The sequence below is a fragment of the Bradyrhizobium sp. CB3481 genome (genome assembly GCF_029714305.1).
GTDB lineage: Bacteria > Pseudomonadota > Alphaproteobacteria > Rhizobiales > Xanthobacteraceae > Bradyrhizobium.
In genome coordinates, this window is sequence record NZ_CP121647.1 from 3773655 (window position 1) to 3798402 (window position 24748).

Sequence of the window (24748 nt, forward strand, 5' to 3'; positions counted from 1 at the left end):
ACGCGAGTGGATGCGCTGTCCGAGCTGCAACAGTCTCGATACGCAGGTGAAGGATTCGCGGCCGACCGAGGATTCGGCCGTGATCCGGCGGCGGCGCGTGTGCATCGCCTGCAACTTCCGCTTCACTACCTTCGAGCGGGTGCAGCTGCGCGAATTGACGGTGATCAAGCGTAACGGCCGCCGCGTGCCGTTCGACCGCGACAAGTTGGTCCGCTCGGTGCAGATCTCCTTGCGCAAGCGGCCGGTCGACCCTGAGCGAGTCGAGAAGATGGTCTCGGCCATCGTGCGCGAGCTCGAAAGCGGCGGCGAGGCCGAAGTCTCCTCGGAGGCGATCGGCGAGATCGTGATGGAGCATCTGCGCCAGCTCGACGACGTCGCCTATGTGCGCTTCGCCTCGGTCTACCGCAACTTCCGCGAAGCCAAGGACTTCGAGACCCTGATCGGCGAGCTCTCGGGCGAGGACGAAGCGCGGATCGCCACGTTGCGCAAATGATCTTCCGCATCCTGGAAGACCAGTACGGGCAGAAACTCAAGGACGCCAAGGAAGCGGCGCGGGCGGCCGACCAGCGCTTCATGCAGCTCGCGCTCGCGCTCGGCCGGCGCGGGTTGGGGCGCACCTGGCCGAATCCCGCCGTCGGCGCGGTCGTGGTGAAGGACGGCGTCATCGTCGGCCGCGGCTGGACCCAACCGGGCGGACGTCCCCATGCCGAGCCCGAGGCGCTGAAGCGGGCGGGTGAAGCCGCGCGCGGCGCCACGCTCTATGTGACGCTTGAGCCATGCTCGCATTTCGGCAAGTCGCCGCCCTGCGTCGATGCCGTGATCGCGTCAGGCATCGCGCGCGTGGTGTCGGCGATCGAGGACCCCAATCCGGAGGTCGCCGGGCAGGGGCATGCCAAACTCCGCGCGGCCGGAATCGCAGTCGATGTCGGCCTTGGCGCTGAGCAAGCTGCGCGCGATCACGCCGGCCATTTCCGCCGGATCCGCGACAAGCGCCCACATGTGATCCTCAAGCTGGCGGTGTCGGCCGACGACAAGATCGCCGCCAAAGGTGGCAAGCCGGTCGCGATCACGGGCGAGGCGGCGCGAACGCGGGTGCACTTGTTGCGCGCGCAATGCGACGCCATCCTGGTCGGCATCGGCACCGTGCTGGCGGACGATCCGCTGCTGACCTGCCGCCTGCCGGGAATGGAAGCGCGCTCGCCGGTGCGGGTGGTGCTGGACCGGGCCCTGCGCCTGCCGGGCGCGAGCAGGCTGGTTCATTCCGCGCGTAAGACGCCACTCTGGGTGATGACGTCGGACTTTGCCGAGGCACCGGCGGCCATGAAGCTCGGGGCGGCCGGCGCGCAGGTGCTGCGTGTTGCGGCGACCGCCAAGCCGCCGGGGCTCGATCCGGCGGCCGTGCTGCGCGCGCTGTCGGACAAGGGCATCACCAGGCTGATGGTAGAGGGTGGCTCGCGGGTTGCCTCGTCCTTCGTCGCGAGCGGCCTCGTCGATGAAATATGGCTGCTGCGCGGGGCGGAAGCCATCGGCGCCGACGGCATTCCCGCGCTGGACGCATTGCCGCTCTCGTCAATCACCGGCTCGCCCACATTCAAGGCACGTGCTAGCGAAAGCCTGGATAAGGATACTCTGACCGTGTACGAGCGCGCGTAATGTTTACCGGAATTGTCACCGATATCGGCGAGATCATTGGCTTCACGCCAACGGCGCAGGGGCAGTTGCACCGCATGCGGATCGCCTGCCGCTACGACCGGGCGACGATTGCCGACGGCGCCTCGATCGCCTGCAACGGCGTCTGCTTGACGGTCGTGGCTTCCGGCGTCGAGGGCGGCAAGACCTGGTTCGATGTCGATGCCGCCGCCGAAACGCTCGGCATGACGACGGCCAAACACTGGATCAAGGGCACTAGGCTCAATCTCGAGCGGGCGCTCAAGATCGGCGACGAGCTTGGCGGCCATATCGTCGCGGGGCATGCCGACGGCGTTGCGACCATCGTCAGGCGCGATGATCTGCCCGACATGGCGCGGTTCGAGCTGCGTACCGCCCGCGAGCTCGCCCGCTTCATTGCCGCCAAGGGCTCGGTGACGCTGGATGGCGTGTCATTGACGGTGAATACGGTCGACGATGTCACATTTTCGGTGCTGATCATTCCGCATACGCTCAGTGTCACGACGCTCAGCGGATGGGCTGCAGGCAGCGAGGCCAATATCGAGGTCGATCTGATGGCCCGCTATGCGGCGCGGCTGTCGGAAATGAAGTGACAGGGTAACATACGGCGCTTAAAACGCCGGCCCAACCCCTCATGGTGAGGAGGCGCACTTGCGCCGTCTCGAACCATAAGGCCCGGAAGTAACCGCATCCTTCGAGACGCGGCCAAGAGGCCGCTCCTCAGGATGAGGACCGAGCAAGACGGAAGATAATTGATGGCAGACGCACGGCGCGCACCGCTGAAGGACCAGACTGACATTTCAGGCGCGCGCGCCCTGATCGTCGAGGCGCGATTTTATGACGATATTCAGGACGCGCTGCTGGAGGGCGCGGTGGCCGAGCTGAAGGCCGCCGGCGTGACCCACGACCTCATCACCGTGCCCGGCGCGCTGGAAATTCCTGCCGCAATCGCGATCGCGCTCGATGCTGCCGAAAACAACGGCAAGCCCTATGATGCGGCAATCGCGCTCGGCTGCGTGGTGCGCGGCGACACCATCCATTTCGAGATCGTGTCGATCGAATCCTCACGCGCGCTGATGGATCTTTCGGTGGCGCGAAAGGTTCCACTCGGCAACGGCATCATTACCGTCAATACGGACGCGCAGGCCTGGGCGAGGGCGCGCGCCAGCGAACTCAACAAGGGCGGTGATGCCGCGCGTGCTGCGCTGGCGATGCTGCGGATCAAACGGCGGCTGACGAAGGCTTAAGGTGATGGCGGATCAAAAGAAGCCGGCCAAAGGCCCTGAAAGGAAAGCCAACCGCCGCGGCGCGGCGCGGTTAGCTGCCGTGCAGGCGCTCTACCAAATGGATATCGCGGGTGCCGGCATCAACGACATCTTCGCTGAGTTCGAGAGCCACTGGCTCGGCAACGAGGTCGAGGGCGACAAATATCTGCCCGCGGAAGCCGCATTTTTTCGCGACGTGGTGTCGGGCGTGGTCCGTGACCAGGCAAGGCTCGATCCGCTGATCGACGATGCGCTCTCCAAGGGCTGGCCGCTGAAGCGGATCGACGCGATCCTGCGCGCGGTGCTGCGGGCCGGTTCCTACGAGCTGGAGCATCGCAAGGACGTGCCGGGCCGCGTCGTGGTGTCGGAATATGTCGATGTCGCGCATGCCTTCGTCGAAAAGGACGAGACCGGCATGGTGAACGCGGTGCTCGACCAGATCGCGCGCCAGTTCCGCGCCGACGAGTTCGCGCGTGGCTAGCGCAAAACCCGCGTCCGGCGAGGACTCGCTGATCGCGCGCTATTTCCGGCCGCTTGCGACCGATCCAGGTGCTTACAGCCTCGACGACGACGCCGCGGCGTTGAAGCCTTCGGGTGACGATATCGTGGTGACGATGGACGCCATCGTCGAAGGCGTGCATTTCCTGGCCGACGATCCCCCCGATACCGTCGCGCGCAAGGCGCTGCGGGTCAATCTGAGCGATCTCGCGGCGAAGGGGGCAACGCCTGCCGGCTTCGTGCTGACGCTGGCGCTACGCAGCGTGGATGAGGCCTGGCTAAAGCCGTTCGCGGCGGCGCTCGGCGAGGACGCGTCGCAATTCGGCTGTCCGCTATTGGGGGGCGATACCGTATCGACGCCCGGCCCGCTGATGATCTCGGTTACGGCGTTCGGCCGGGTGCCGCCGGGCAAAATGGTTCATCGCAGTGGCGCCAAGGTCGGTGAGCGCGTAATGGTCACGGGCACGATCGGCGACGCCGCGCTTGGGCTGGCGGTCCTGAGGGGCGGAAAAGTCCACGCTGCTGCTGATACTGCCGCGCGCGAGGCGCTGGTGGGGCGCTACCGCATCCCGCAGCCGCGCGTGGCGATGGCCGAGATCATCAGCGAATACACCAGCGCGTCGATGGATGTATCGGATGGTTTGGCGGGCGATCTGGCAAAGCTCTGCCGGGTGTCGGGTGTATCTGCTGTGATTGATCTGGCGCAGGTGCCGTTGTCCGACTCAGCGCGGGACCTGGTGTCGCGCGGGGTTGTCGGGTTGGAAACCTTGATCGTCGGAGGCGACGATTACGAGATCCTCTGCACGATTCCAGAAGACCGTGTTGAAGCCTTCGAAGCTGCTGCGCAGCGCGCAGGGGTTGCGCTTAGTTCCATTGGAACGATCGTCACGGGCAGTTCAATACCGAAGTTCGTCAACGATGAGGGTAAGGAAATCGCGCTGGAACGGCTGTCCTACAGCCATTTTTGAAAGCTTCGCATAATGCCGTCGGCTTTATTTCCTGTCAGCCATTGCAATCCAGCGGAAAACCTATAGGTTGTACGCATTCGATTGCCGCCGTGCCTTTTTGAACGCGCCCCTAAGGGGCTTCTTCCAGAGACATCGTCGAGATTGGATTTTTGAATCTGCGCGATCGTCGCGTGGAATGAAAAGCCTATGTGCTTTGGAGAAGAGAAAATGGCTACGGGAACAGTGAAGTGGTTCAACGGTCAAAAGGGTTTCGGTTTCATTGAACCGAGCGATGGCAGCAAGGATGTGTTCGTGCACATCTCCGCCGTCGAGCGCGCCGGCCTCGGCGGGCTGGCCGAAGGTCAGAAGGTTCAATTCGAACTCAAGACCGACAAGATGCGGGGCAAGGTAAGCGCGGAAAACCTGTCGCTGGCCTAAAGCCTCGAAACGGTCGTTTCACGGATGTACTGGAATGGCTGATGAGCCCGCTCGATCCCGACAGGATTGGGCGGGTTTTGTATTTGGGTTGAGCCGCAACCTCCGGGCAAATGCCTTCCTGCCGCGCAGGCAAAAGCTTGCCCCGGGGGCCGCTTACCGGTGAATGCTTTCAAAAATCGACGGATTCTGGCTTCGGTGGCGTTGCGCCGCGGGGGCGATTTTGGCATGGTCCGGGCCGATTTGAGGTCACCCTTTGGGCAGGGAAGGCCTCCTTCAATAAATGCGCCGGCCGCGCTCGCGGGATGGCGTGGGGCGGAAAACGAGCATCTGAGGCAACTTCAATGACAGCATTATGGGTGATTGTGCTCTGCGGAGCACTTTCGGTTGTTTACGCCATCTGGGCGACGTCGTCGGTTCTGAAAGCGGACGCCGGCAACCCGCGCATGCAGGAAATCGCGGCAGCGGTGGCGGAGGGCGCGCAGGCCTATCTGCGCCGCCAGTACATGACGATCGGCATGGTCGGCGTCGTGATCTTCGCGCTGCTGGCCTACTTCCTCGGCATGCTGGTTGCGGTCGGCTTCCTGATCGGCGCCGTGCTGTCGGGCGCTGCGGGCTTCATCGGCATGAACGTCTCGGTTCGCGCCAACGTGCGCACCGCGCAGGCGGCGACGACCTCGCTGGCCGGCGGTCTGGAGCTCGCCTTCAAGGCAGGCGCCATCACCGGCCTTCTGGTCGCCGGCCTCGCGCTCCTCGGCGTCACCATCTACTTCATCTATCTCACCCAGCTCGCGGGGCTGAAGGCCAACGACCGTGTCGTGGTCGACGCGCTGGTGGCGCTCGGCTTCGGCGCCTCGCTGATCTCGATCTTCGCCCGTCTCGGCGGCGGCATCTTCACCAAGGGCGCCGACGTCGGCGGCGACCTCGTCGGCAAGGTCGAGGCCGGCATTCCCGAGGACGATCCGCGCAACCCCGCGACCATCGCCGACAATGTCGGCGACAATGTCGGTGACTGCGCCGGCATGGCGGCCGACCTGTTCGAGACCTATGCGGTGACCGCGGTCGCCACCATGGTGCTGGCCGCGATCTTCTTCGCGAACTCGCCGCTCTTGGTGAACATGATGACCCTGCCGCTCGCGATCGGCGGCGTCTGCATCATCACCTCGATCATAGGCACCTTTTTCGTCAAGCTCGGCTCAAGCCAGTCCATCATGGGCGCGCTGTACAAGGGCCTGATCGCAACCGGCGTGCTGTCGCTGCTCGGCGTTGCCGCCGTCATCAACTGGCTGATCGGTTTCGGCCCGCTGGAGGGCGTGAAGTTCACCGGCATGGCGCTGTTCTGGTGCGGCATCGTCGGTCTTGCCGTCACCGGCCTGATCATCTGGATCACCGAGTACTACACCGGCACCGACTACCGCCCGGTGAAGTCGATCGCTTCTTCCTCGGTCACCGGTCACGGCACCAACGTGATCCAGGGTCTGGCGATCTCGATGGAAGCGACCGCGCTGCCCGCGATCGTCATCATCGCCGGCATCCTCATCACCTACAGCCTTGCCGGCCTGTTCGGCATCGCGATCGCGACCACGACGATGCTGGCGCTGGCCGGCATGATCGTGGCGCTCGACGCCTTCGGCCCGGTCACCGACAATGCCGGCGGCATCGCCGAAATGGCCGGCCTGCCGAAGGAGGTCCGCAAGTCGACCGACGCGCTCGACGCGGTCGGCAACACCACCAAGGCGGTCACCAAGGGCTACGCGATCGGCTCCGCCGGCCTCGGCGCGCTGGTGCTGTTCGCGGCCTACAACGAAGACCTCAAGTTCTTCATCGCTACCAAGAACGCCTACTTCCAGGGCGTCGCTCCGGACTTCTCGCTCAACAACCCCTACGTCGTGGTCGGCCTTCTGTTCGGCGGCCTGCTGCCGTATCTGTTCGGCGCGATGGGCATGACCGCGGTCGGCCGCGCGGCCGGCGCGATCGTCGAGGAGGTGCGGCGCCAATTCCGCGAGAAGCCCGGCATCATGCAGGGCACCGACAAGCCGGACTACGGCAAGGCCGTCGACCTCCTGACCAAGGCGGCGATCAAGGAAATGATCATTCCGTCGCTGCTGCCGGTGCTGTCGCCGATCGTCGTCTACTTCGCGATCTACGCGATCGCGGGCGGCGGTGCGGCCGGCAAGTCGGCGGCATTCTCGGCCGTCGGCGCGATGCTGCTCGGCGTGATCGTCACCGGCCTGTTCGTCGCGATCTCGATGACTTCGGGCGGCGGCGCCTGGGACAACGCCAAGAAGTACATCGAGGACGGCCACTACGGCGGCAAGGGCTCCGACGCCCACAAGGCCGCCGTCACCGGTGACACCGTCGGCGATCCCTACAAGGATACGGCGGGTCCGGCGGTGAACCCGATGATCAAGATCACGAACATCGTGGCGCTGTTGCTGCTGGCGATCCTGGCGCACTGAGCGGCGAGAAGTTGATCGAATAAAAAACCCCGCGGTGCGAGCCGCGGGGTTTGTGTTTGACGTCCGTAAATTCTCACCACGTCATTGCGAGGAGCGAAGCGACGAAGCAATCCATGCTTCGGCAAGCGGACAGAATGGATTGCTTCGCGGAGCCTGTCATCGGGCGCGCGTTCGCGCGACCCGTTGGCTCGCAATGACGCCTGCGTTAATTCACATCCATCTGCAGGCCTTCGCGCTTGATGATCTCGGCGAATTTCGTCGTCTCGGCCTGCACGAAATCGGAGAACTGCTGCGGCGTGCCCCAATCGGCGGTGGCGCCCATGTTGCCGATTGTCTTCTTGACGTCATCGCGCGCCAGCATCGCCTTGATTTCCTTGTTGAGGGCATCGACGGCGGGAGCGGGCGTTGCCTTCGGCAGGAAGATGCCGAACCAGGAGGAGACGTCGAATTTTGCCAGCTCAGGTACGCCCTCGCGTATGCTTGGGATGTTGGGTGCCGCCGGGCTGCGTTCGGGCGTGGTGACGCAGAGTGCGGTGAGCTTGCCATCCTGCGTCTGCGGCAGTGACGGATAGAGATTGTCGAACAGGATCTGGATATCGCCCGCGAGCGCAGCCTGCAGCGCTGGCCCCGCGCCGCGGAACGGCACGTGCACCATCTTCAGGCCGGTGAGCTGCAGGAACCAGGCGCCGGTGAGGTGAGGGCTCTGCCCGACGCCGGAGGAAGCGTAGGTTAGCTTGTCCGGATTGGCTTTGATGTAGGCGATCAATTCGGGGATCGACTTGATACCGGTCGACGGATGCGCCGACACGATATTCGGAATCCGGATCATGTTGCTGACCGGCTGCAACTGGTCGGCCTTGTAGGTCATGTTGCGGAAGATGCTGTAGGCGATCGCGTTCGGACCGGGATTGCCGACCAGAATGACATGGCCGTCAGCCTTGCCGCGCACGACTTCGGCGGTGCCGATCGTGCCGCCGCCGCCGGAGCGATTTTCGACGACTGCCGACTGGCCCCATGCAGTCTGCAGATGCGCGGCCAGCAGCCGCCCCATCACGTCGGTGCTGCCGCCGGCTGCTGCAGGTACGATGAGACGGACGGTCTCGGTCGGACGCCAGTCGGAGCCGAAGCTCGTGCGTGGCAAAATCGCTGCGGCAGAAATGCCTGCGGCTCCGGCCAGCACGCGGCGTCGAGAAAAGGCTTTAATCGTCACAAGTTCACTCCCTGCTTTGGATTCTTGTTGGCAGGGACCGTAGGCAGCGCGCGCGCATGGGGCAAGCGGCGACTTGGCGCAGGATTTCCGCGCGACGGAACGTAGCGAGCCGGACGTTACCGCGCGCTTAGTTGAAGCTGAGCAGCTTGAAGAGCGGCGTGAGGTAGCTGAGTTCCTGGCCTGACGTCGGCGTGGTGCGGCTGATGAAGTCGAAGATCTTGCCGTCCTGCAATCCGTAATTGGCGAGCCGCGTCACCTGGCGGTTCTTGTCGAAATAGATCGCGATCACGCGCTGGTCGACCACCTGCTGATTCATGAACGCGACTTTGCGCTCGGAGCGCTGCGAGATGTAGTAGAACACCTCGCCGTTCAGGGTCGCGACCGTGGATGGTGTGCCCATCACGATCAGCACCTGATCCTGACTGGCGCCGATCGGGATCTGCTCCAGCGCGTTGGGCGGCAGGATGTAGCCCTTCTGGAACTGCTCGCCGGTGCACCCCGTGAGCGCCGCGCAGACCAGCGCCACGGCCGCCACCGCGCGAAGGCCGCGCCTTCGTGCGGTCATGCGGATCGGCGAGGGCACGCAGGTGCTCAGCTGGCTCATTTCGGTCATATCAGGAATTAGCCCGTCCTCTTGCATCGCGCGGTGCGTTGACGTACCGGGCACCACACTGGATTGCAACACGCGTGGCCTCTGGACAAAGAATCTAGGAGGGCCCGCTTGCGGAACCCACAATGCTTTGGCCGTTCAATCACTTCAGGAAACCCCGGACGCCGTTGCGCGGCACCATCGAGGCCATCTATGGCATGATCGTGACGCAGGCGCGAGAACCGTCGTTTTACCGGGACCTTGCGGTTCCCGACACGGTTAACGGCCGTTTTGACCTGCTTCTGCTGCATTTGTGGCTGGTCCTGCGGCGCCTGAGGTCGGTGGAGGGCGGCGGGGCCCTGTCGCAGGGGCTGTTCGATCATTTTTGCAACGATATGGACGACAATCTGCGCGAAATGGGGGTCAGCGACCTCAAGGTGCCCAAGCGCATGCAGGCTTTCGGCGAGGCCTTTTATGGCCGGACCGCCGCTTACGACATGGCGCTGACGGAAGGCCAGGAGGCGCTGGCGCAGGCGATCTGCAAGAATATCATGAACGGCGAGAACCTCGAAAAGGCCCGCCGGGTGGCGGCCTATGCCGAGGCGGCGATGATCGCCCTGGACGGTATCGACGAGGCGGCGCTGATCAGCGGTTCGGCCAGGTTTCCCGTGCCCGAGAAGGTGCAACCATGATCAAGACCGGCACGACAGAAAAGCCAGATCCTTGGCGCGTCCCCATAGCGGTCGCGCAGATCCCCGAGACCGGCCTGCATCGCGATATCGCGGCCGATCAGGCGGTTCGGCAGGCGCTGGCCGAAATGGGCGGCTTGCGCGAGGTAAAGTCGGCGCAGGCATCGCTCGACGTCACACCCAGGAGCGGCGGCCGATTCCACGTGACTGGCAACGTCCGGGCGCGAATCGGACAGACCTGCGTGGTGACGCTGGAGGAGATCGAAAACGACATCGATGAGCCGGTCGACCTGATCTTCGCGCCTTCAGAACAGGTCCCGCAGATGGCCGCTCTCGTCGATGAGGCCGAGGCGAGCGACGAGGAGACGCCCGATCCGCTGGAGCCGATCGACAACGGCATGATCGATCTTGGCAAGGTTGCCACCGATGCCCTGTATCTCGCGGTCGATCCATATCCGCGCAAGCCGGGTGCTCGATTTGAACCGATGGTTGAAGCCACTGATCCCGAGGATCACCCATTCGCGGCACTGAGGGCGTTGAAAGCAGAACCGAAAAAGTCGCGAGCCAGGAAGCCCAAGGGCAAATAAAGGGCAGATAGCAGGGAGCTAAAGCGGTCGCTGAAGCTGCCATCGCTTCGAGGTCGCTGCGGTGTTTCGCCAAGAGTCGTACCTAAGGCATTGATTATCAATTGGATATTGCATATCCTTGATTTCGGGCCACAGCGCTCCGCTTTCGCCAAAAGACCGTGGTCAAGAGGTTGTGTCGGGACGGGGACACGCTATTGTCGCGGCCCGATGGGGGCGCGAGTTGCGTTTCGCCAGGCACCGCCTAACGGTGCCGTTCCAACTGCGGTCGGGCTCGATGAGGGCCGCAAAAGATCAGGTTTTCCGGGACGTTCATGCCGCAAAAGGTTCGAATCGCGCTTGACGCCATGGGCGGCGATGTCGGCGCATCGGTCGTCATTCCCGGCGCTGCTATTTCTTTGAAGCGGCATCCCGACAGCGAGTTTCTGCTCTATGGCGACAGCAAGCGGATTGATGCTGAATTGGCGAGGCATCCCGCACTGAAGGCGGCTTCGCGCGTTATCCATACCGATGTGGCCATCAGCAATGACGACAAGCCGAGCCATGCGCTGCGGCGCGGCCGCAAGACTTCCTCGATGTGGCTTGCCATCGATGCGGTGAAGCGGGGCGAGGCGGATGTCGCGGTCTCCGCCGGCAACACCGGTGCGCTGATGGCGATGGCGCGGCTCCATTTGCGCACGCTGCCCGGGATCGACCGCCCGGCACTCGCCGCGCTCTGGCCGACCGTGCGCGGTGATACCGTCGTGCTCGATCTCGGCGCCTCGATCGGCGGCGATGCGCACCATCTGGTGACGCTTGCGGAGATGGGCAGCGCGATGGCGAGTGTCCTGTTCAATATCGAGCGTCCGACAGTCGGTCTGCTCAATATCGGCAAGGAAGAGATAAAGGGACACGAGGAAATCCGCGAGGCAGCAGAGCAGTTGCGGGCGATGAACCTGCCACAGCTCAACTATGTCGGTTTCGTCGAGAGCGACGACATCGGCAGGGGGGTGGCCGACGTGGTCGTGACCGAGGGCTTTTCCGGCAATATCGCGCTGAAGGCGGCCGAAGGGACTGCACGGCAGATGTCGGAATTCCTGCGCAATGCCCTGACGAAAAACTGGTTGAGACGTCTCGGCTATCTCCTTGCCCGCGGCGCCTTCCAGTCGCTGCGCGACAAGATGGACCCTAACAAATCCAATGGTGGTGTGCTGCTTGGACTGAAAGGTGTGGTAGTGAAGAGCCATGGCGGAATCAGCGCCGAGGGCTTTGCCTACGCAGTCGACGTTGGCTATGAGATGGTCCGCTGCGATCTCCTCACCAAGATCACTCAGATGATAAATAGCGACGGCGGTGCGCTGGCACAGACCGCGCAGGAGGCTGTCTCGTGACTGCGAAACGTTCGGTCGTGCTGGGTTGCGGCTCCTATCTGCCGCAGAAGGTGCTGACCAATGCGGAACTCGCCGCCCGGATCGATACGTCGGACGAGTGGATCGTGCAGCGTACCGGTATCCGGGAGCGCCACATCGCCGCCGAAGGCGAGTTCACATCGCATCTTGCAGTCAACGCCGCGCGCGCGGCGCTGGAACATGCCGGCCTCGATGCGCAGGCGATCGATCTTATCGTGCTAGCAACCTCGACGCCCGACAACACCTTTCCGGCAACCGCCGTGGCGGTCCAGAATGAGCTCGGAATTCATCACGGCGTTGCCTTCGATCTGCAGGCGGTATGTTCCGGCTTCATCTTCGCGCTTGCGACCGCCGACAAATTCCTGCGCTCCGGGGCCTACAAGCGTGCGCTGGTGATCGGCGCCGAGACGTTTTCGCGCATTCTCGACTGGAACGACCGCGGTACCTGCGTGCTGTTCGGTGACGGCGCGGGCGCGGTCGTGCTCGAGGCGCAGGACCAGCCGGGAGCTACTTCCGACCGAGGCGTGCTCACGACCCATCTGCGCTCCGATGGCCGGCACAAGGCAAAGCTGTTCGTCGACGGCGGTCCTTCCACCACCCAGACCGTCGGGCACCTGCGAATGGAAGGCCGCGAGGTGTTCAAGCACGCGGTCGGCATGATCACAGACGTGATCGTGGACGCTTTCAATGCGACCGGTGCAACCGCCGAGGACATCGACTGGTTCATCCCCCACCAGGCCAATAAGCGAATCATCGATGCTTCAGCGCACAAGCTTCATATTGCACCGCAGAAAGTGGTGCTGACCGTCGATCTGCATGGCAACACGTCGGCGGCCTCGATCCCGCTGGCGCTCAATGTGGCGGTCCAGGACGGGCGGGTGAAGAAAGGCGATCTGGTGCTGTTCGAGGCCATGGGCGGTGGCTTCACCTGGGGTTCCGCGCTGGTGCGCTGGTGAACGTCACATAAGGTAGATCGATTAGAATTGTAGCTTGTTCCATGCTTCTGCATGATGGTCGCTGTTGACCATTGCGAGCTAACCGCTTAATTTCAGGCAATAAATTTTGTTCGCCGAGAGTGCGGGGCAGGCGATGACCGGGACCGGAAAAACAGTCACACGCGTCGATTTGTGCGAGGCCGTCTACCAGAAGGTGGGGCTTTCGCGAACGGAATCTTCAGCGTTTGTCGAACTCGTTCTGAAGGAGATCACCGATTGCCTGGAGAAGGGCGAGACGGTGAAACTGTCGTCGTTCGGCTCGTTCATGGTGCGCAAGAAGGGTCAGCGTATCGGACGTAACCCGAAGACCGGTACTGAAGTGCCGATCTCGCCGCGCCGTGTGATGGTGTTCAAGCCGTCAGCTATCCTGAAGCAGCGGATCAACGGGCACGCGCCCGGCAATGGCGAAAGCAAGACCGACATCGAGTAAGGACGGCCGCGTAGCAAGGCGAGTACCGCGTCTTCCCCAACGAGATAAGTTGAGAGGAGCTGGCCTTTGGATAAAGCGCCGGATGCGTTCCGCACCATCAGCGAAGTCGCTGAAGAACTCGATATCCCCCAGCACGTGCTGCGGTTCTGGGAGACGCGCTTCGCGCAGATCAAGCCGATGAAGCGAAGTGGTGGGCGGCGCTATTACCGCCCCGACGACGTCGACCTGCTCAAGGGCATCCGCCGCCTTTTGTACGGCGAAGGCTACACCATCCGCGGCGTGCAGCGGATCCTGAAAGAGCACGGCATCAAATCGGTTCAGGGACTTGCCGACCAGACCTCCGCCGTCACCTTCGGCGCGGTCGAAGAGGCGATCGGTCTCAGCCTGCAGGAGCCCGATGAGGGCGAGATACCGGTCGCTGCCGAGGCTGAGGACGAGGATGCGGACGCCGATTACGAGAGCGAAGACAAGGAAATCGATTACCGCTTCGTCGATACTGATGACGACGGCATTTTGCTGCCTTTCGTGAAGGGCAAGCCGGGGCCTTCGGATGCCGACCGCGAGCGCCTGGAGCGGGTCCTGCAGGACCTTGTCGCGTGCCGGCAATTGCTGGACAATGCGATGAAGGATAGCTGAGCGCCAGGCCCGAGCTCGATGGAAATGATGGTCGGAGCGAGAGGATTTGAACCTCCGACCCCTAGTCTCCCAGACTAGTGCGCTAACCGGGCTGCGCCACGCTCCGATGCCGTTCCATTAGCTGCGATCAGCGCTCGGCGCAAGGCGCGCGAATGATGGGCCGACGCTGAGGGTACCTTGCGGTTCCAGTGGCTTCTTTGCGGGTGAAAAGGCCGCAGCCGCATCGGTAAGGGCGTCTTAACCCACATTTCGCCTTCGATCCGCCATTAACGTTCCTGGCATACTAAAGGTATTAATCTACGTTCATGCAACCTATGAAGGATGTTGAACGTGGATTTCCTCAAGCGCGCGGCCTTTGTTGTGGGGGGCATCGTTCTGGGTATCAACCTGATCAACTACTTCGTTCTCGGTCACACCGGGGATTACCTGCCGGGCGGAGAACGTATGGGCGAATGGAAACAGGCCAATATTCGCGAGGCGTGCTATCCCGCGCTTGAGAGCCCCGAGCGTGATCCGCTGCTGCCCCAGCTCACGACCACTCAGCATCGCATCGACTGGCAAGACCTCACTCGCGCGAAGGAAATGACGGCGGCGCTGAATTGCTATCTCGTCATCCATCCCAACGCCGTCTGCGAGCGAAACAATCGCGCTTACATCGTCGACTATATCAATCGCTATTTCGCGAAGGTAGATGAAATGATGAGTACCGCCAAGCGATATGGCGAAGGTGAGGTGTCTACGGTCAGGAATCTCTGGGACAGTCCGCGCAACCAGGCGATCAATGCGGCCTTGATGTACGACACCAGCAACGGCCGTCTGATCAAGGCCGATTTCGGCTGGTCGGTCCCCGCGGCAATGAAGCCGATGCTCGATCGGTACAAGGGCACGACTGACAATTGCCCGAGAGCCTAGCAGGGGAGCTCGAAAAGTGGTCCGTCAGTTTCTCACGCTCCTGCTGGCGTTCGCCGGGGGCTTCCTCGCAGTCGGTGCGTGGATCTGGGCTCCGAAAATCTCGAATGCCATGTCAGGTCTCGTCTCGGTCGGGCCGCCCAGCGTCTCGTGGTTCGCTGACGCCAATCGTATCGGTCGGCCGGAAGTCGCGCCGGTCATCAAAAACTGTATTTTCCGTGTAGTAGACGTCGGCCCGGACGCGGCGAAGATGCAGCCGAGTGCCGGGTACTTCATCCTGAAGGCTGGCAGCATGCAGACGAATATTTCTGCCTTGGCCGGCAAGCCGGAAGATTCGAGGTCGGACTACCGCACGGTTTCCTTGGCTATCAAATGGGCAGAGTTGGCAGACTGCATTTATGCGCAGGATGATCGCGAACTCTGCGATCCCGATAACCGCGCGGCGATGGTCGAGGCCACCACGAAGTTTTTTGCTTTCGCGCAGCAGGCGGAAGCGTCCAAGCCGCCAATCTCAGCCGGCGAGGCACAGGTCATCGAAAATTCCAAAGGTAAATTGTTGGGCGCGCTCAAGAATCATCGCCGTTACGGCACACTTGTTGCTGCTGATTTTAGCAGCTTCGCGTCGCCTGAAATATCGCGCGTTCTGCGCGAGGAGAAACAGACCCGCGACATCTGCAAGCGCTGACGTCGGCGTCTCGGCGCTCCGGTCGGCCGCGCAGCCCGGGGGGGTCCCATCCCGGTAAACCCCGCATTAACCATAGGCCGGTACGATCATATTCGGGGCTTAAATGGAGCCAAGCTTATGCCCATCGAGATGCTGTCGTACGCCGAACTGGGCGAAAGACTCAAGATTTCGCCAGAGGCTGCGCGTGCCCTTGTGAAGCGGCATCGCTGGCCACGTACCCGCGCCAACGACGGAAAGACGCTCGTTCAGGTCGATCTCACCGAGATCAACCATTCCCCGATATCCCGTCCGCCGCAGGCGCAGGCCAATCAACAGCTGGTCACCGCTCTGAAGCAGCAGATCGAGACCTTGCAGACCGAACTGGCGGAGATGAGGGTCGTCGCCACCGGCTACCGGGGCGATTTCGAACGGGAATGCGAGCGTACCAACAAGCTGTTGGCCGAGTTGCTTAAAGCGACCACCGACACCATGGGGGCCCGGGAAAAGGCCGCTCTGCTCGAAGGAAAGCTGTCGATGCTGACGCAGCCCTGGCGACGTCGGCTGGTTGATGCTTTCACCCTAGCCTTGCCGCAGGTCGCATCAAGTCCGCGCGAAAGCGCTGCGCCGTCACCTAACTAAGCCGCCTTCCGCATGGGCGCGGTATCGGCTTACTAGATGCCGAGAGCCCAGACCGCAACGATGGTGCCGAGCACCACCAGTCCGCTGACCGTCCATCCGGTCAGGTAAGTCGCGCCATCGGTTTCCGGCTGATCGACCATGGTATCGCGCCATTGGGGCATGACGATCTCTCCAAGCCTTGTCTTCAAGTCTTGTCTTCGATGAGTCGCGGCCGGGCCCTGCCGGTTCAAAACGCGCAGTTGGTCGCAGCCGCGAAGTGCTAATGGACCATCGTCGAAACTGAGAATGCTTTGCCCATCATCGGACATTTGCGTTCATGCGCCGGTGGCGCAGCCTTGATGCTGCGCGCGTTTGCCGGGGACCTTTTCCTTTCAGCGCCATCCAATGGGGCAGCAAAGAGCGCGCCGGCGTGACGGCACGCTCAGCCGCAGCCGTGCGGGTCAGATCGGCTGCGAAACCATGATGGAGGAATCCAATGGCAAGAAATGTTTCGAATTCGATCACACGACGGGGAATGGTAGCCGGGATGGCCGTGGCGGCAACGCCGGGGGTTTTGACAGGCACAAACAAGGCTTATGCGCAGGCCGACAAGGCGAAACCTGAGAACCAGGCCAAGTCAGAGAAAAGCCTCTATGATCGGCTGGGCGGCGTGTTCGCGATCGCCGCGGTGATTGATCACTTCAGCGACGCGGTGGTGAAAAATCCCATCGTCGGTCAGAAATCCAAAAATCCGCAATTGCGGGAATGGCACACCAAGAACCTGCAACGGCTGCCCGGCCTCAAGTTCATGCGGACGCTATGGGTCTGCAACGCCGCGGGTGGTCCACTTCAGTTCACGGCGACACGACCCGGCGCGACGCCGCTCGGCCTCGAGGAAGCCCATCGCAATCTCAAGATTTCGCCAGCGGAGTTCGATGAGGTCGCCGCCGAACTCGGGCGGACGTTGGATTTCGCGAAGGTGCCGAAGCGTGAGAAGGCCGAAGTGCTGGCCGCGTTTGCCGCGCACAAGGACGAGGTAACCGCGGGCTACGTCACAGGCGGCAAACGCGGCTGAAGCGTTCCGTGTGTTCAAAGAAAGGTCCGGCGTAGCCGGATCATCTGACCTGCCATGCCAATTCCGCAACTGGATCGTCGCGCCGTGCTTCGCTAGGCTCGAAGGCGAGTGGGGGAAACACCTCATCGACAGCGGATGGAAACAGCGAGGCAGGCCCATGAAAGTGCGCCCCACAGGCGTGATACCGCCGATGACGACGCCGTTCCGGAAAGACGGCGAGATTGATTTCAAGCTCGTTGCTCCCCAGGTCGAGTGGCTGATCGGCGCCGGCAGCCACAGCATGGCGGCCGGCGGCTCGACCGGCGAGGGGCATACGCTCGACCATGAGGAATATCGCGACCTGGTGGCGGCGACGGTCGACGCCGCGAAAGGGCGCGTGCCCGTCATCGCCGGCATCATCGTCGATTCCACGCGCGATGCGATCCGGCGCGGCAGACTGGTGCGCGACATGAACGTCGCGGCACTGCAGGTGACGCCGGTGCACTATTTGTTCAAGCCGGACGAGCAGGCGATGGTCGATCACTTCCGCCGCATGGCCGATGAAACCGGCATGCCGATCATCATCTACAACGTGGTGCCGTGGTCCTACCTCTCGCCGGCGCTGCTGACGCGGATCATGAACGAGGTGCCGCTGGTCGTCGGCGTCAAGCAGAGCGCGGGTGACCTGAAGCTGTTTGCCGATCTGATGATGATGGCACCGGACAAACTGATCTACAGCGCCGTCGATGCGCTGATGTATCCGTCGTACACCCTCGGCGCGCACGGTTCGATCGCCGCGATCCTGAGCGCCGCGCCGCATGCTTCCGTCGAACTGTGGAATGCGGTCAAGGCGGGCGACCACGCCCGAGCGTTAGCGCTGCACAAGAAGCTGCTGACACTGTGGAACGCGATCGTCTCGGACAATCTGCCGGCATGCACGCGCTACGCGCAGTCGCTGCAGGGGCTGCCGGCCACATGCTCGCGTGCGCCGATGCCGGAAGCATCGCCCGCGCAACAGACCGCCATCCGAAAGGCGCTCGATGGCTTAGGTGCACTCGGCGGTTCTCGCGAGGCGGCGGAGTAATTCCGCCGCACGAAAACGGCGGCAGGACAATCGAGCTGCCCGCATCACGGGCGGCTTTACCGGCAATTCCCACCTGTTACTGTCTGTCCGCGTGGGCGGCATGGTTATGCGAGCCCCAACTCAAGAAAAATCGAGGTAACGATCTCAATGAAGGATTTTGCCGGAAAGTTTGCCGTCATCACCGGAGGCGGCACGGGTATGGGCCGCGAACTCGCGCGCCAACTGGTCGCCGAAGGCTGCAACGTCGCAATGTGCGACGTCTCGATGGAGGCGATGGCGGAGACCCAACGGCTGTGCGAGGCGGAAGGGCTGCCGCAGGGGCTGCGTGTCACCACCCATATCGCCGATGTCTCGATCGAGGCCCATCTGCAGCGTTTTCGCGATGAGCTGATTGAGCAGCAGGCAACCGACAAGATCCATCTATTGTTCAACAATGCCGGCATTGGTGGCGGAGGCAGCCTGTTCACCAATACGCGCGAGCAGTGGGAGCGCACCTTCAACATCTGCTGGGGCGGCGTCTATCTCGGGGTGCGCACCTTTCTGCCGCTGATGATGAAGGCGGACGAGGCCCACATCATCAACACCTCAAGCGTCAACGGCTTCTGGGCCTCGGTCGGCCTCGGCGTGCCGCACACCGCCTACAGCGCCGCCAAGTTTGCGGTGAAAGGCTTTACCGAGGCGCTGATGACCGATCTGCGGCTCAATGCCCCGCATATCAAGTGCTCGGTCGTGATGCCCGGGCATATCGGCACCTCGATTGTTTCCAACTCGCGCAAGATCCAGAGCGGGTCGGAATCCGATGAGCTCAGCCCGAATGAAATTGCGGCGACGCGGCTGCGCCTGAACGGCATGGGCATCGACACCGCGCCGATGTCGGACGACGACATCCAGAAGATCGCACTCGACCGTGCGCGCTCCTTCCGCGACGAAGCGCCGACCACCGCGGCGGCCGCGGCAAAGATCATCCTGGACGGCGTCAAGGCCGAGCGCTGGCGGATTCTCGTCGGCGACGATGCACACAAGCTTGATGAGCGGGTGCGGCAGGCCCCGGAAAAGGCCTATACGCCGGAATTTTTCAAGAGCTTTGCGGAAGAGGTCGGCTGGAAGCTTGGCTAGCGGGCAGTCGGTTCTGATCGAAATCAGAACCGACGCCCTCGCTTTCTCCTGTGTCGCGTTTCAGGAGCACTAAACCTTGTGCGTCGTCATGCGCGAGACGCGGGCGCGCGTGCCTGGCCGATAGGCGAGGCGGGTGTGTCCGGAGCAATAGGGCATGCCCTCCACCGGCGTGTTGCCGCAGAAGCAGAAATCTTCCGCCCCCGGTGTGCTGATCGGCCAGCGGCAGCGCTCGTTGCTGAGCTCGAGCAGCGAGCAGCGGCGCTCGCTGATGATCGGCTCTTCCTGGATCGGCTGCGGGTTTTCGTAAACGGCCTGCAGGATCTGATACTGCAGTCTGGGAATGGATTTCCTGGAGCGCTCGCGGGCCGCCTTGGTGGGACGCGGTTCGGCCCGGGCGGGGCCGCGCGTCAATTGCAGGCGCGCGAGTTTGCCGATCACCGCATTGCGGCTGACGCCGATGCTGGCCGCGATCTCGCGACAGGTGAGGCCGGCTTCAAAATGACTCTTCAGCAGTTCGACGCGATCGGTGGTCCAGGTCGGTAGATTCGTAAGCATTTTCTCGGTTCCACGTTCTGTGAAAACCGCCGCGAGCTCCCGTCAGGACGGCCGGCCGTTGTCGCGGATGGCAAGCAGCCCGTCCTTGATGGCGAGCCGAATGCCTTCCTCGATCAGAGTCCTAGCAACGCCTGGAACGCTAGTGCCGTGGGTGCCCTGTCTCACCAATCTTTCCATGTACGCGATGGTCGAGAGCGCCAAGGTCACGGGAACGCGGTCGGTTTCGGCTTTTTCTGTAGCCATGTGGAACGCTAACTTTTAAACGCTGTACTGAAAAGTGACTATTTCGACTCTATTTAGTTTTGCACACATGAGTCAAACGGCTTGTGGATAGCTCTCTATCCAATTGAAAAATAGAATTAAAATCCGGATCCGGGTCTGTGGATCGGCTGCGGCCGTGTTACTCGGCGCGTGCACCCGGCCCGAGTGGCTCTAAATGCCGCGGCAAAACGATCCAGACTCGCGACGATTTACGTGATTGCCTCGCGCGGCCTGCGATGACGAAATGCCTTGGGCAGGCGGCAGCGGGCGCGATGACGGTAACGAACGGGCTCTACACGATTCAGATCGAGATGTCGGACGGCGGGCACGGCCGCGCCCACGGCATCATCGTGCTGCGCGACGGCAAGCTCGCAGGCGGCGATTCGTATTTCTATTACACGGGATCCTACACCGCCGAGCGCGGCAAATGGCGTGGTGAACTCGCTACCCATGAGCACACGAAATCAGCGGGCGCGCGGCCGCTGTTCGGTGGCCGCGAAGTGACGTGCGGCTTCAGCGGCTCGTATTCGGCTGATGGCGCGCAGGTGCAGGGCACCGCGCTGGTCGGAAAGACCAGCGTGCTGTTTCATGCCAGGCTGCAGTTTCTGTCGGAGTTCTGAAGCCGGCCTCAGCCGTGCACGACCTTCTTGGCAATCATGCAATGAATGCCTTTGGAGCCGTTGACTGTCTGCGTGACCCGCAGATCGGCGGCGACGCTGCAGAGCGTATAGGCGTCCTCGCGCGACAAATTGCGCTTCTCGCCGAGCAGCACGATCATGTCGCGCAGCGCGCGCACCGCGCATTGATCGAGGTCGGGGTCCATTGCCATTGTGATGTAATGATCAGGCGTTTCCGCGCGCGGATAAGTGAATTGCAAATCCTTGCGCAGCGTCAGGCGAAAGCGGCCCTGCAGCGCGGTTTCGATCGCGGTGACGCAGACTTCGCCATCGCCCTGCACGCCGTGTCCGTCGCCGCAGGAGAACAGCGCGCCCGGCACGAACACCGGCAGGTACAGCTTGGCGCCAGCGCCCAATTCCTTGTTGTCGAGATTGCCGCCCATCGCGCGCGGAATCAGCGAGGTGATGCGGCCCCAGGCGGGCGGCGGCGCCACGCCCATCACGCCGAAAAACGGCGCCAATGGCAGGTCGAGCCCCCACGGCAGACGCCCCACCATCCGCTCGCGATCGAGCGGAATGTTCAAAATCCGAGTCTCATGGAAATCGTCGGGCAGGGTGCCCGCCAGCGGGCGGATCAAATTCCAGCCCCAGTCCTGCCGGAGTTGTACGTCGAGGATGTCGACTTCCAGCACATCGCCCGGCTCGGCGCCCTCGATGGCCACAGGCCCGGTCAGGATATGGCCCTGCAGCTGCCGTTCGCATCGTGCGTGCACCTCGTCGAGTTCGGGCGGCACGTGAAACTGCTTGCGGTCCGGCACCACCTCCGGGCCGCCGCTGATCGTATCGATAGTGACTTCATCGCCGCTGGCGATGGTCAGAACCGGCTTCAAGGTCGCGTCGAAATAGCCCCAGTGGCAGGTTTCGGGGCTGGAATGCAGGTGATGATGGGCCATTGCGAGACTTTCATGCCGAAAATGTCGGGCACAATCTGTCATTGCCGGGCCTGATCCGGCAATCGATCATTTTCGAATGAGGCCTGTGCGAAGAAGGATGGATACCGGCCGCAAGCCCGCGTATGACGAGGATGTCTATTCGCGAGGCTCCCGTTGTTTTTCGTGCTCTCCAAGACGCTCGGCGCGCTGTTGCTGCCGACAAATTTCTTGATCGGGGTCGGCTTCGTCGGCGCCATCCTGATGTTCACGCGCTTCGCATCGCTTGGCCGCAAGCTGGTGATTGCAGCGGTCCTGCTGCTCGTGATCTGCGGGCTGTCGCCGCTCGGGAACTTGCTGCTCTATCCGCTTGAGCAGCGCTTTCCGCCGTGGGACGCTTCGCGCGGCGCGCCTGATGGCATCATCGTGCTCGGCGCATCGATCGAGGCTGATCTTTCCACGGCGCATGGCATACCGGTAGTCCGCAGCTCGCCCGACCGTCTGATCGCAGCCGCAGCGCTGGCGCACCGCTATCCGAAGGCACGCGTCGTCTTCTCCGGGGGTAGCGCGAACCTGATCTCGAATGATGCCAGGGAAGCCGATTTCGCCGGCGCCATCTTCGAGAGCCTCGGCATCGACAAATCGCGGCTGACCATGGAACGGGCGTCACGCAACACGCAGGAGAATGCGGAATTTTCCAAGGCTTTGCTCGCGCCGAAGGAAGGCGAACGCTGGCTGCTGGTGACCTCTGCGTTCCATATGCCGCGTTCGGTCGGACTGTTCCGGAAAGCGGGATTTGCGGTTGAGCCCTATCCGGTCGACTGGCGGGTCGGCGGCCGCAACAACATCTTCAATTTCACCAATATCGCGATCGATGGGCTCGGCCGGACCGATCTTGCGTTGCGCGAATGGATGGGCCTGATTGCCTACCGCGCCACCGGCAAGATCGACGAACTGTTGCCGGGGCCTGCGAAGTAGCCGCGGGCAGCCGGCCGGGCTACAATCGCACGAACAGATGCGCGTTCAGCGCACGATTTGGGAGTTTTCGCCATGCAACAGCAGACGCCGCCGGAAGCCTTCGATTTGGCCGCCATGGTGGCCGACCTGAACAGCCTGCTCAGGCTGAAGACCACGGTCGTCGGCATCAAGATGTTCGCACGCGCCGAAGACATGATGGCGATCCCGAAAATCCGGCGGCCCTCGGCGGTGCATACCACCGACCAGATTGTCAGCATGGCCTCGCGGCTCGGCTGGACGGTCGGCATCACCGGCGAGGATCTCGTCGGCGCGCAATGCCGCGCCGTGATTGGGCTGGCGCCGCAGGACGAAAAATGGCTCGCCGGCGAAAACTATGTCGGCGTCTGGCACGGCACGGCCGAAGACGCGCGCAAGCGCCAGGAAGCGCTCGACATCGTGCCGTTCGGCCAATACCAGGCGATGGCGGTAAGTCCGCTCACCAGCGGCCGGCTCAATCCGCCGGACATTTGCCTCGTCTACGCGACGCCTGGGCAGATGATCATTCTGATCAACGGCCTGCAATACACCGGCTACAAGAAATTCGAATGGGGCGTGGTCGGCGAGACCGCCTGCGCGGATTCCTGGGGCAGGGCGCTCAAGACCGGCGAGCCGTCGCTCTCGCTGCCGTGCTTTGCCGAGCGCCGCTATGGTGGCGTGCCCGATGAAGAGATGCTAATGGCGCTGAGGCCGGAGCACCTCGCCAAAGCCATTGCCGGCATGAAGCAGCTCGCCAAGAACGGATTGCGTTATCCGATCGCGCCCTACGGCATCCAGGCCGACGTGCGCGCCGGGATGGGTGTGTCGTACGGCAAGAAATAGCCGCAACCGTCATTGCGAGGAGCAACGCGACGAAGCAATCCATATTTCCACGCAGAGATTATGGATTGCTTCGCTTCGCTCGCAATGACAAAAGAGACCAAGTTCGTTTCTGCAGGAAACTTCGCTTATGTCTTCGTCGAAGTTCGACATCGTCGTTTATGGCGCCACCGGCTTCACCGGCCAGCTCGTCGCCGAATATCTCGCCGGGCACTACAAGGGCGATGCCAATCTGAAATGGGCGATGGCCGGGCGCAGCAAGGACAAGCTCGCCTCCGTCCGTGACGCGATCGGCGCGCCGGCGGATACACCGCTGATCGTCGCGGATTCAAGCGACGTAGCGTCGCTGAAGGCTATGGTTGGCCAGACCAAATGCGTGATCAGCACCGTCGGCCCGTACCAGCTCTACGGCAATGAGCTGATTACCGCCTGCGTCGAGGCCGGCACCGACTATATCGATCTCTGCGGCGAGCCGGTCTGGATGCGGCAGATGATCGACAAGCACGAGGCGGCGGCGAAGGCGAGCGGAGCACGCATCGTGTTTTCCTGCGGCTTCGACTCGGTGCCGTTCGAGCTCGGCGCGTTCTTCGTGCAGGAGGAAGCCAGGCGCGTGTTCGGCGCGCCAGCCACGCGCGTCAAGGGCCGCGTGCGCGACATGCGCGGCACGCTTTCCGGCGGCACGGCGGCAAGCGCCAAGGCGACCTTCGACGCGGTCGCCAAGGATTTGAGCCTCGTCGCCATTCTCAACGATCCCTTTGCGCTGACGCCGGAATTCAAGGGGCCGAAACAGCCGCGGGGCAACAAGCCCGTCTATGAGGAGGACATGCAGTCCTGGGCCGCGCCGTTCATGATGGCCTTGATCAATACGCGCAACGTCCATCGCTCCAACATGCTGATGGGATTCCCCTACGGCCGCGAGTTCATCTATGACGAGATGGTGCTGACCGGCCCGGGCGAGAAGGGCGAATCCAACGCCAAGCTGGTGATGGCCGCGAACGGCGAAAAGACTGGACCTGGCGCGCCGAAGCCGGGCGAGGGCCCGTCCAAGGAAGAGCGCGAGAACGGGCTCTATGATTTGCTCTATGTCGCGATCGCGACCGATGGCCGTCAGGTCCGCGCCGCGGTGAAGGGCGATCGCGATCCCGGCTACGGCTCGACCTCGAAGATGATCTCCGAATGCGCGATCTGCCTGCTCCGCGATACGCCTGATGTGCCGCCCGGTTTCTGGACGCCGGGCGCAGCGATGCAGCACAAGCTGATCAAGCGGCTGGTTGATCATGCCGGGTTGACGTTCACGGTGGAGAAGTAGTCACAG

General features: G+C 62.8%; 30 protein-coding genes and 1 tRNA gene. 24 read left to right on the top strand and 7 right to left on the bottom strand.

Annotated elements, in window-relative coordinates:
* The first annotated feature begins 10 nt into the window (after positions 1-10).
* The 8 genes from nrdR to QA643_RS18345 all read left to right on the top strand — a co-directional run bounded on the left by nrdR (position 11) and on the right by QA643_RS18345 (position 7272).
* Positions 11-493, top strand: a complete 483-nt coding sequence (gene nrdR / locus QA643_RS18310; protein ID WP_171712444.1) for a transcriptional regulator NrdR — start codon at positions 11-13, stop codon at positions 491-493.
* Positions 490-1653 carry a bifunctional diaminohydroxyphosphoribosylaminopyrimidine deaminase/5-amino-6-(5-phosphoribosylamino)uracil reductase RibD gene (gene ribD / locus QA643_RS18315; RefSeq protein WP_283034476.1) on the top strand — a complete coding sequence of 388 codons (1164 nt, stop codon included), beginning with the start codon at positions 490-492 and terminating at the stop codon, positions 1651-1653. The genes nrdR and ribD overlap by 4 nt, the downstream gene beginning before the upstream one ends.
* Positions 1653-2261: a riboflavin synthase gene (locus tag QA643_RS18320; RefSeq protein WP_283034477.1), complete on the top strand. Its 609-nt coding sequence runs from the start codon at positions 1653-1655 to the stop codon at positions 2259-2261. The genes ribD and QA643_RS18320 overlap by 1 nt, the downstream gene beginning before the upstream one ends.
* Positions 2262-2423: 162 nt before the next feature.
* Positions 2424-2915: a 6,7-dimethyl-8-ribityllumazine synthase gene (gene ribH, locus QA643_RS18325; protein ID WP_283034478.1), complete on the top strand. Its 492-nt coding sequence runs from the start codon at positions 2424-2426 to the stop codon at positions 2913-2915.
* A 4-nt stretch (positions 2916-2919) separates the two neighbouring features.
* Entirely contained in the window at positions 2920-3414 is a 495-nt protein-coding gene (gene nusB, locus QA643_RS18330; protein WP_225669249.1) for a transcription antitermination factor NusB, read from the top strand.
* Positions 3407-4399 carry a thiamine-phosphate kinase gene (thiL, locus tag QA643_RS18335; protein WP_283034479.1) on the top strand — a complete coding sequence of 331 codons (993 nt, stop codon included), beginning with the start codon at positions 3407-3409 and terminating at the stop codon, positions 4397-4399. Before nusB ends, thiL begins: the two co-directional genes overlap by 8 nt.
* A gap of 207 nt (positions 4400-4606) precedes the next feature.
* A complete protein-coding gene (locus QA643_RS18340; protein WP_074832427.1) occupies positions 4607-4816 on the top strand; it encodes a cold-shock protein in 210 nt (69 codons plus the stop codon).
* A gap of 341 nt (positions 4817-5157) precedes the next feature.
* Positions 5158-7272, top strand: coding sequence for a sodium-translocating pyrophosphatase (locus QA643_RS18345; protein ID WP_283034480.1), 2115 nt, complete (start codon positions 5158-5160; stop codon positions 7270-7272).
* 205 nt (positions 7273-7477) lie between these two features.
* Here QA643_RS18345 and QA643_RS18350 read toward each other — a convergent pair whose 3' ends face one another.
* Together QA643_RS18350 and bamE are read right to left on the bottom strand one after the other, a co-directional pair.
* Positions 7478-8482 (bottom strand): tripartite tricarboxylate transporter substrate binding protein, encoded by a 1005-nt coding sequence (locus tag QA643_RS18350; RefSeq protein WP_283034481.1) that lies wholly within the window; start codon positions 8480-8482, stop codon positions 7478-7480.
* Positions 8483-8609: 127 nt separating this feature from the next.
* Entirely contained in the window at positions 8610-9086 is a 477-nt protein-coding gene (gene bamE, locus QA643_RS18355; RefSeq protein WP_283034482.1) for an outer membrane protein assembly factor BamE, read from the bottom strand.
* A gap of 131 nt (positions 9087-9217) precedes the next feature.
* Between bamE and QA643_RS18360 the strand changes: the two genes are divergently transcribed.
* The 6 genes from QA643_RS18360 to QA643_RS18385 all read left to right on the top strand — a co-directional run bounded on the left by QA643_RS18360 (position 9218) and on the right by QA643_RS18385 (position 13793).
* A complete protein-coding gene (locus tag QA643_RS18360) occupies positions 9218-9763 on the top strand; it encodes a ubiquinol-cytochrome C chaperone family protein (protein ID WP_283034483.1) in 546 nt (181 codons plus the stop codon).
* Entirely contained in the window at positions 9760-10347 is a 588-nt protein-coding gene (locus QA643_RS18365; protein ID WP_283034484.1) for a DUF177 domain-containing protein, read from the top strand. Before QA643_RS18360 ends, QA643_RS18365 begins: the two co-directional genes overlap by 4 nt.
* Positions 10348-10658: 311 nt before the next feature.
* Entirely contained in the window at positions 10659-11714 is a 1056-nt protein-coding gene (gene plsX, locus QA643_RS18370; protein ID WP_283034485.1) for a phosphate acyltransferase PlsX, read from the top strand.
* The gene (locus QA643_RS18375) at positions 11711-12688 is read left to right on the top strand and encodes a beta-ketoacyl-ACP synthase III (RefSeq protein ID WP_283034486.1); all 978 of its coding nucleotides are present in this window, start codon (positions 11711-11713) and stop codon (positions 12686-12688) included. Before plsX ends, QA643_RS18375 begins: the two co-directional genes overlap by 4 nt.
* A 133-nt stretch (positions 12689-12821) precedes the next feature.
* On the top strand, positions 12822-13157 hold the full coding sequence (locus QA643_RS18380; protein WP_283034487.1) for an integration host factor subunit alpha: 336 nt from the start codon (positions 12822-12824) through the stop codon (positions 13155-13157).
* Positions 13158-13223: 66 nt separating this feature from the next.
* Positions 13224-13793: a MerR family transcriptional regulator gene (locus QA643_RS18385; protein WP_283034488.1), complete on the top strand. Its 570-nt coding sequence runs from the start codon at positions 13224-13226 to the stop codon at positions 13791-13793.
* 28 nt (positions 13794-13821) lie between these two features.
* On the opposite strand, the gene QA643_RS18390 is transcribed toward QA643_RS18385, so the two are convergent.
* Positions 13822-13899: transfer RNA gene (locus QA643_RS18390), tRNA-Pro, on the bottom strand.
* 224 nt (positions 13900-14123) lie between these two features.
* Here QA643_RS18390 and QA643_RS18395 point away from each other — a divergent pair.
* From QA643_RS18395 to QA643_RS18405, 3 genes are all read left to right on the top strand, one after another.
* Entirely contained in the window at positions 14124-14705 is a 582-nt protein-coding gene (locus QA643_RS18395) for a hypothetical protein (RefSeq protein ID WP_283034489.1), read from the top strand.
* Positions 14706-14721: 16 nt separating this feature from the next.
* Positions 14722-15387: a hypothetical protein gene (locus QA643_RS18400; RefSeq protein WP_283034490.1), complete on the top strand. Its 666-nt coding sequence runs from the start codon at positions 14722-14724 to the stop codon at positions 15385-15387.
* A gap of 117 nt (positions 15388-15504) precedes the next feature.
* Positions 15505-16005: a hypothetical protein gene (locus tag QA643_RS18405; protein WP_283034491.1), complete on the top strand. Its 501-nt coding sequence runs from the start codon at positions 15505-15507 to the stop codon at positions 16003-16005.
* Positions 16006-16037: 32 nt separating this feature from the next.
* On the opposite strand, the gene QA643_RS18410 is transcribed toward QA643_RS18405, so the two are convergent.
* On the bottom strand, positions 16038-16166 hold the full coding sequence (locus QA643_RS18410; protein ID WP_283034492.1) for a hypothetical protein: 129 nt from the start codon (positions 16164-16166) through the stop codon (positions 16038-16040).
* A gap of 314 nt (positions 16167-16480) precedes the next feature.
* Between QA643_RS18410 and QA643_RS18415 the strand changes: the two genes are divergently transcribed.
* From QA643_RS18415 to QA643_RS18425, 3 genes are all read left to right on the top strand, one after another.
* On the top strand, positions 16481-17059 hold the full coding sequence (locus QA643_RS18415) for a group 1 truncated hemoglobin (protein ID WP_283034493.1): 579 nt from the start codon (positions 16481-16483) through the stop codon (positions 17057-17059).
* 157 nt (positions 17060-17216) lie between these two features.
* Positions 17217-18122, top strand: a complete 906-nt coding sequence (locus tag QA643_RS18420) for a dihydrodipicolinate synthase family protein (RefSeq protein ID WP_283034494.1) — start codon at positions 17217-17219, stop codon at positions 18120-18122.
* A 147-nt stretch (positions 18123-18269) separates the two neighbouring features.
* On the top strand, positions 18270-19238 hold the full coding sequence (locus QA643_RS18425; protein WP_283034495.1) for an SDR family NAD(P)-dependent oxidoreductase: 969 nt from the start codon (positions 18270-18272) through the stop codon (positions 19236-19238).
* A gap of 69 nt (positions 19239-19307) precedes the next feature.
* On the opposite strand, the gene QA643_RS18430 is transcribed toward QA643_RS18425, so the two are convergent.
* Together QA643_RS18430 and QA643_RS18435 are read right to left on the bottom strand one after the other, a co-directional pair.
* Positions 19308-19793 carry a GcrA family cell cycle regulator gene (locus QA643_RS18430; RefSeq protein WP_283034496.1) on the bottom strand — a complete coding sequence of 162 codons (486 nt, stop codon included), beginning with the start codon at positions 19791-19793 and terminating at the stop codon, positions 19308-19310.
* Between the two features lie 42 nt (positions 19794-19835).
* The gene (locus QA643_RS18435) at positions 19836-20036 is read right to left on the bottom strand and encodes a hypothetical protein (protein WP_225669173.1); all 201 of its coding nucleotides are present in this window, start codon (positions 20034-20036) and stop codon (positions 19836-19838) included.
* A gap of 254 nt (positions 20037-20290) precedes the next feature.
* Here QA643_RS18435 and QA643_RS18440 point away from each other — a divergent pair, with 254 nt between their 5' ends.
* The gene (locus tag QA643_RS18440; protein WP_283034497.1) at positions 20291-20674 is read left to right on the top strand and encodes a GrlR family regulatory protein; all 384 of its coding nucleotides are present in this window, start codon (positions 20291-20293) and stop codon (positions 20672-20674) included.
* 8 nt (positions 20675-20682) lie between these two features.
* Here the strand turns inward: QA643_RS18440 and QA643_RS18445 are convergent, their stop codons facing one another.
* On the bottom strand, positions 20683-21624 hold the full coding sequence (locus QA643_RS18445) for an acetamidase/formamidase family protein (protein WP_283034498.1): 942 nt from the start codon (positions 21622-21624) through the stop codon (positions 20683-20685).
* Between the two features lie 153 nt (positions 21625-21777).
* On the opposite strand from QA643_RS18445, the gene QA643_RS18450 reads away from it, so the two are divergent.
* From QA643_RS18450 to QA643_RS18460, 3 genes are all read left to right on the top strand, one after another.
* Positions 21778-22578, top strand: a complete 801-nt coding sequence (locus QA643_RS18450) for a YdcF family protein (protein WP_283034499.1) — start codon at positions 21778-21780, stop codon at positions 22576-22578.
* 72 nt (positions 22579-22650) lie between these two features.
* The gene (locus QA643_RS18455) at positions 22651-23436 is read left to right on the top strand and encodes a DUF169 domain-containing protein (RefSeq protein WP_283034500.1); all 786 of its coding nucleotides are present in this window, start codon (positions 22651-22653) and stop codon (positions 23434-23436) included.
* 127 nt (positions 23437-23563) lie between these two features.
* Positions 23564-24742: a saccharopine dehydrogenase NADP-binding domain-containing protein gene (locus QA643_RS18460; RefSeq protein WP_283034501.1), complete on the top strand. Its 1179-nt coding sequence runs from the start codon at positions 23564-23566 to the stop codon at positions 24740-24742.
* Positions 24743-24748: the final 6 nt, after the last annotated feature.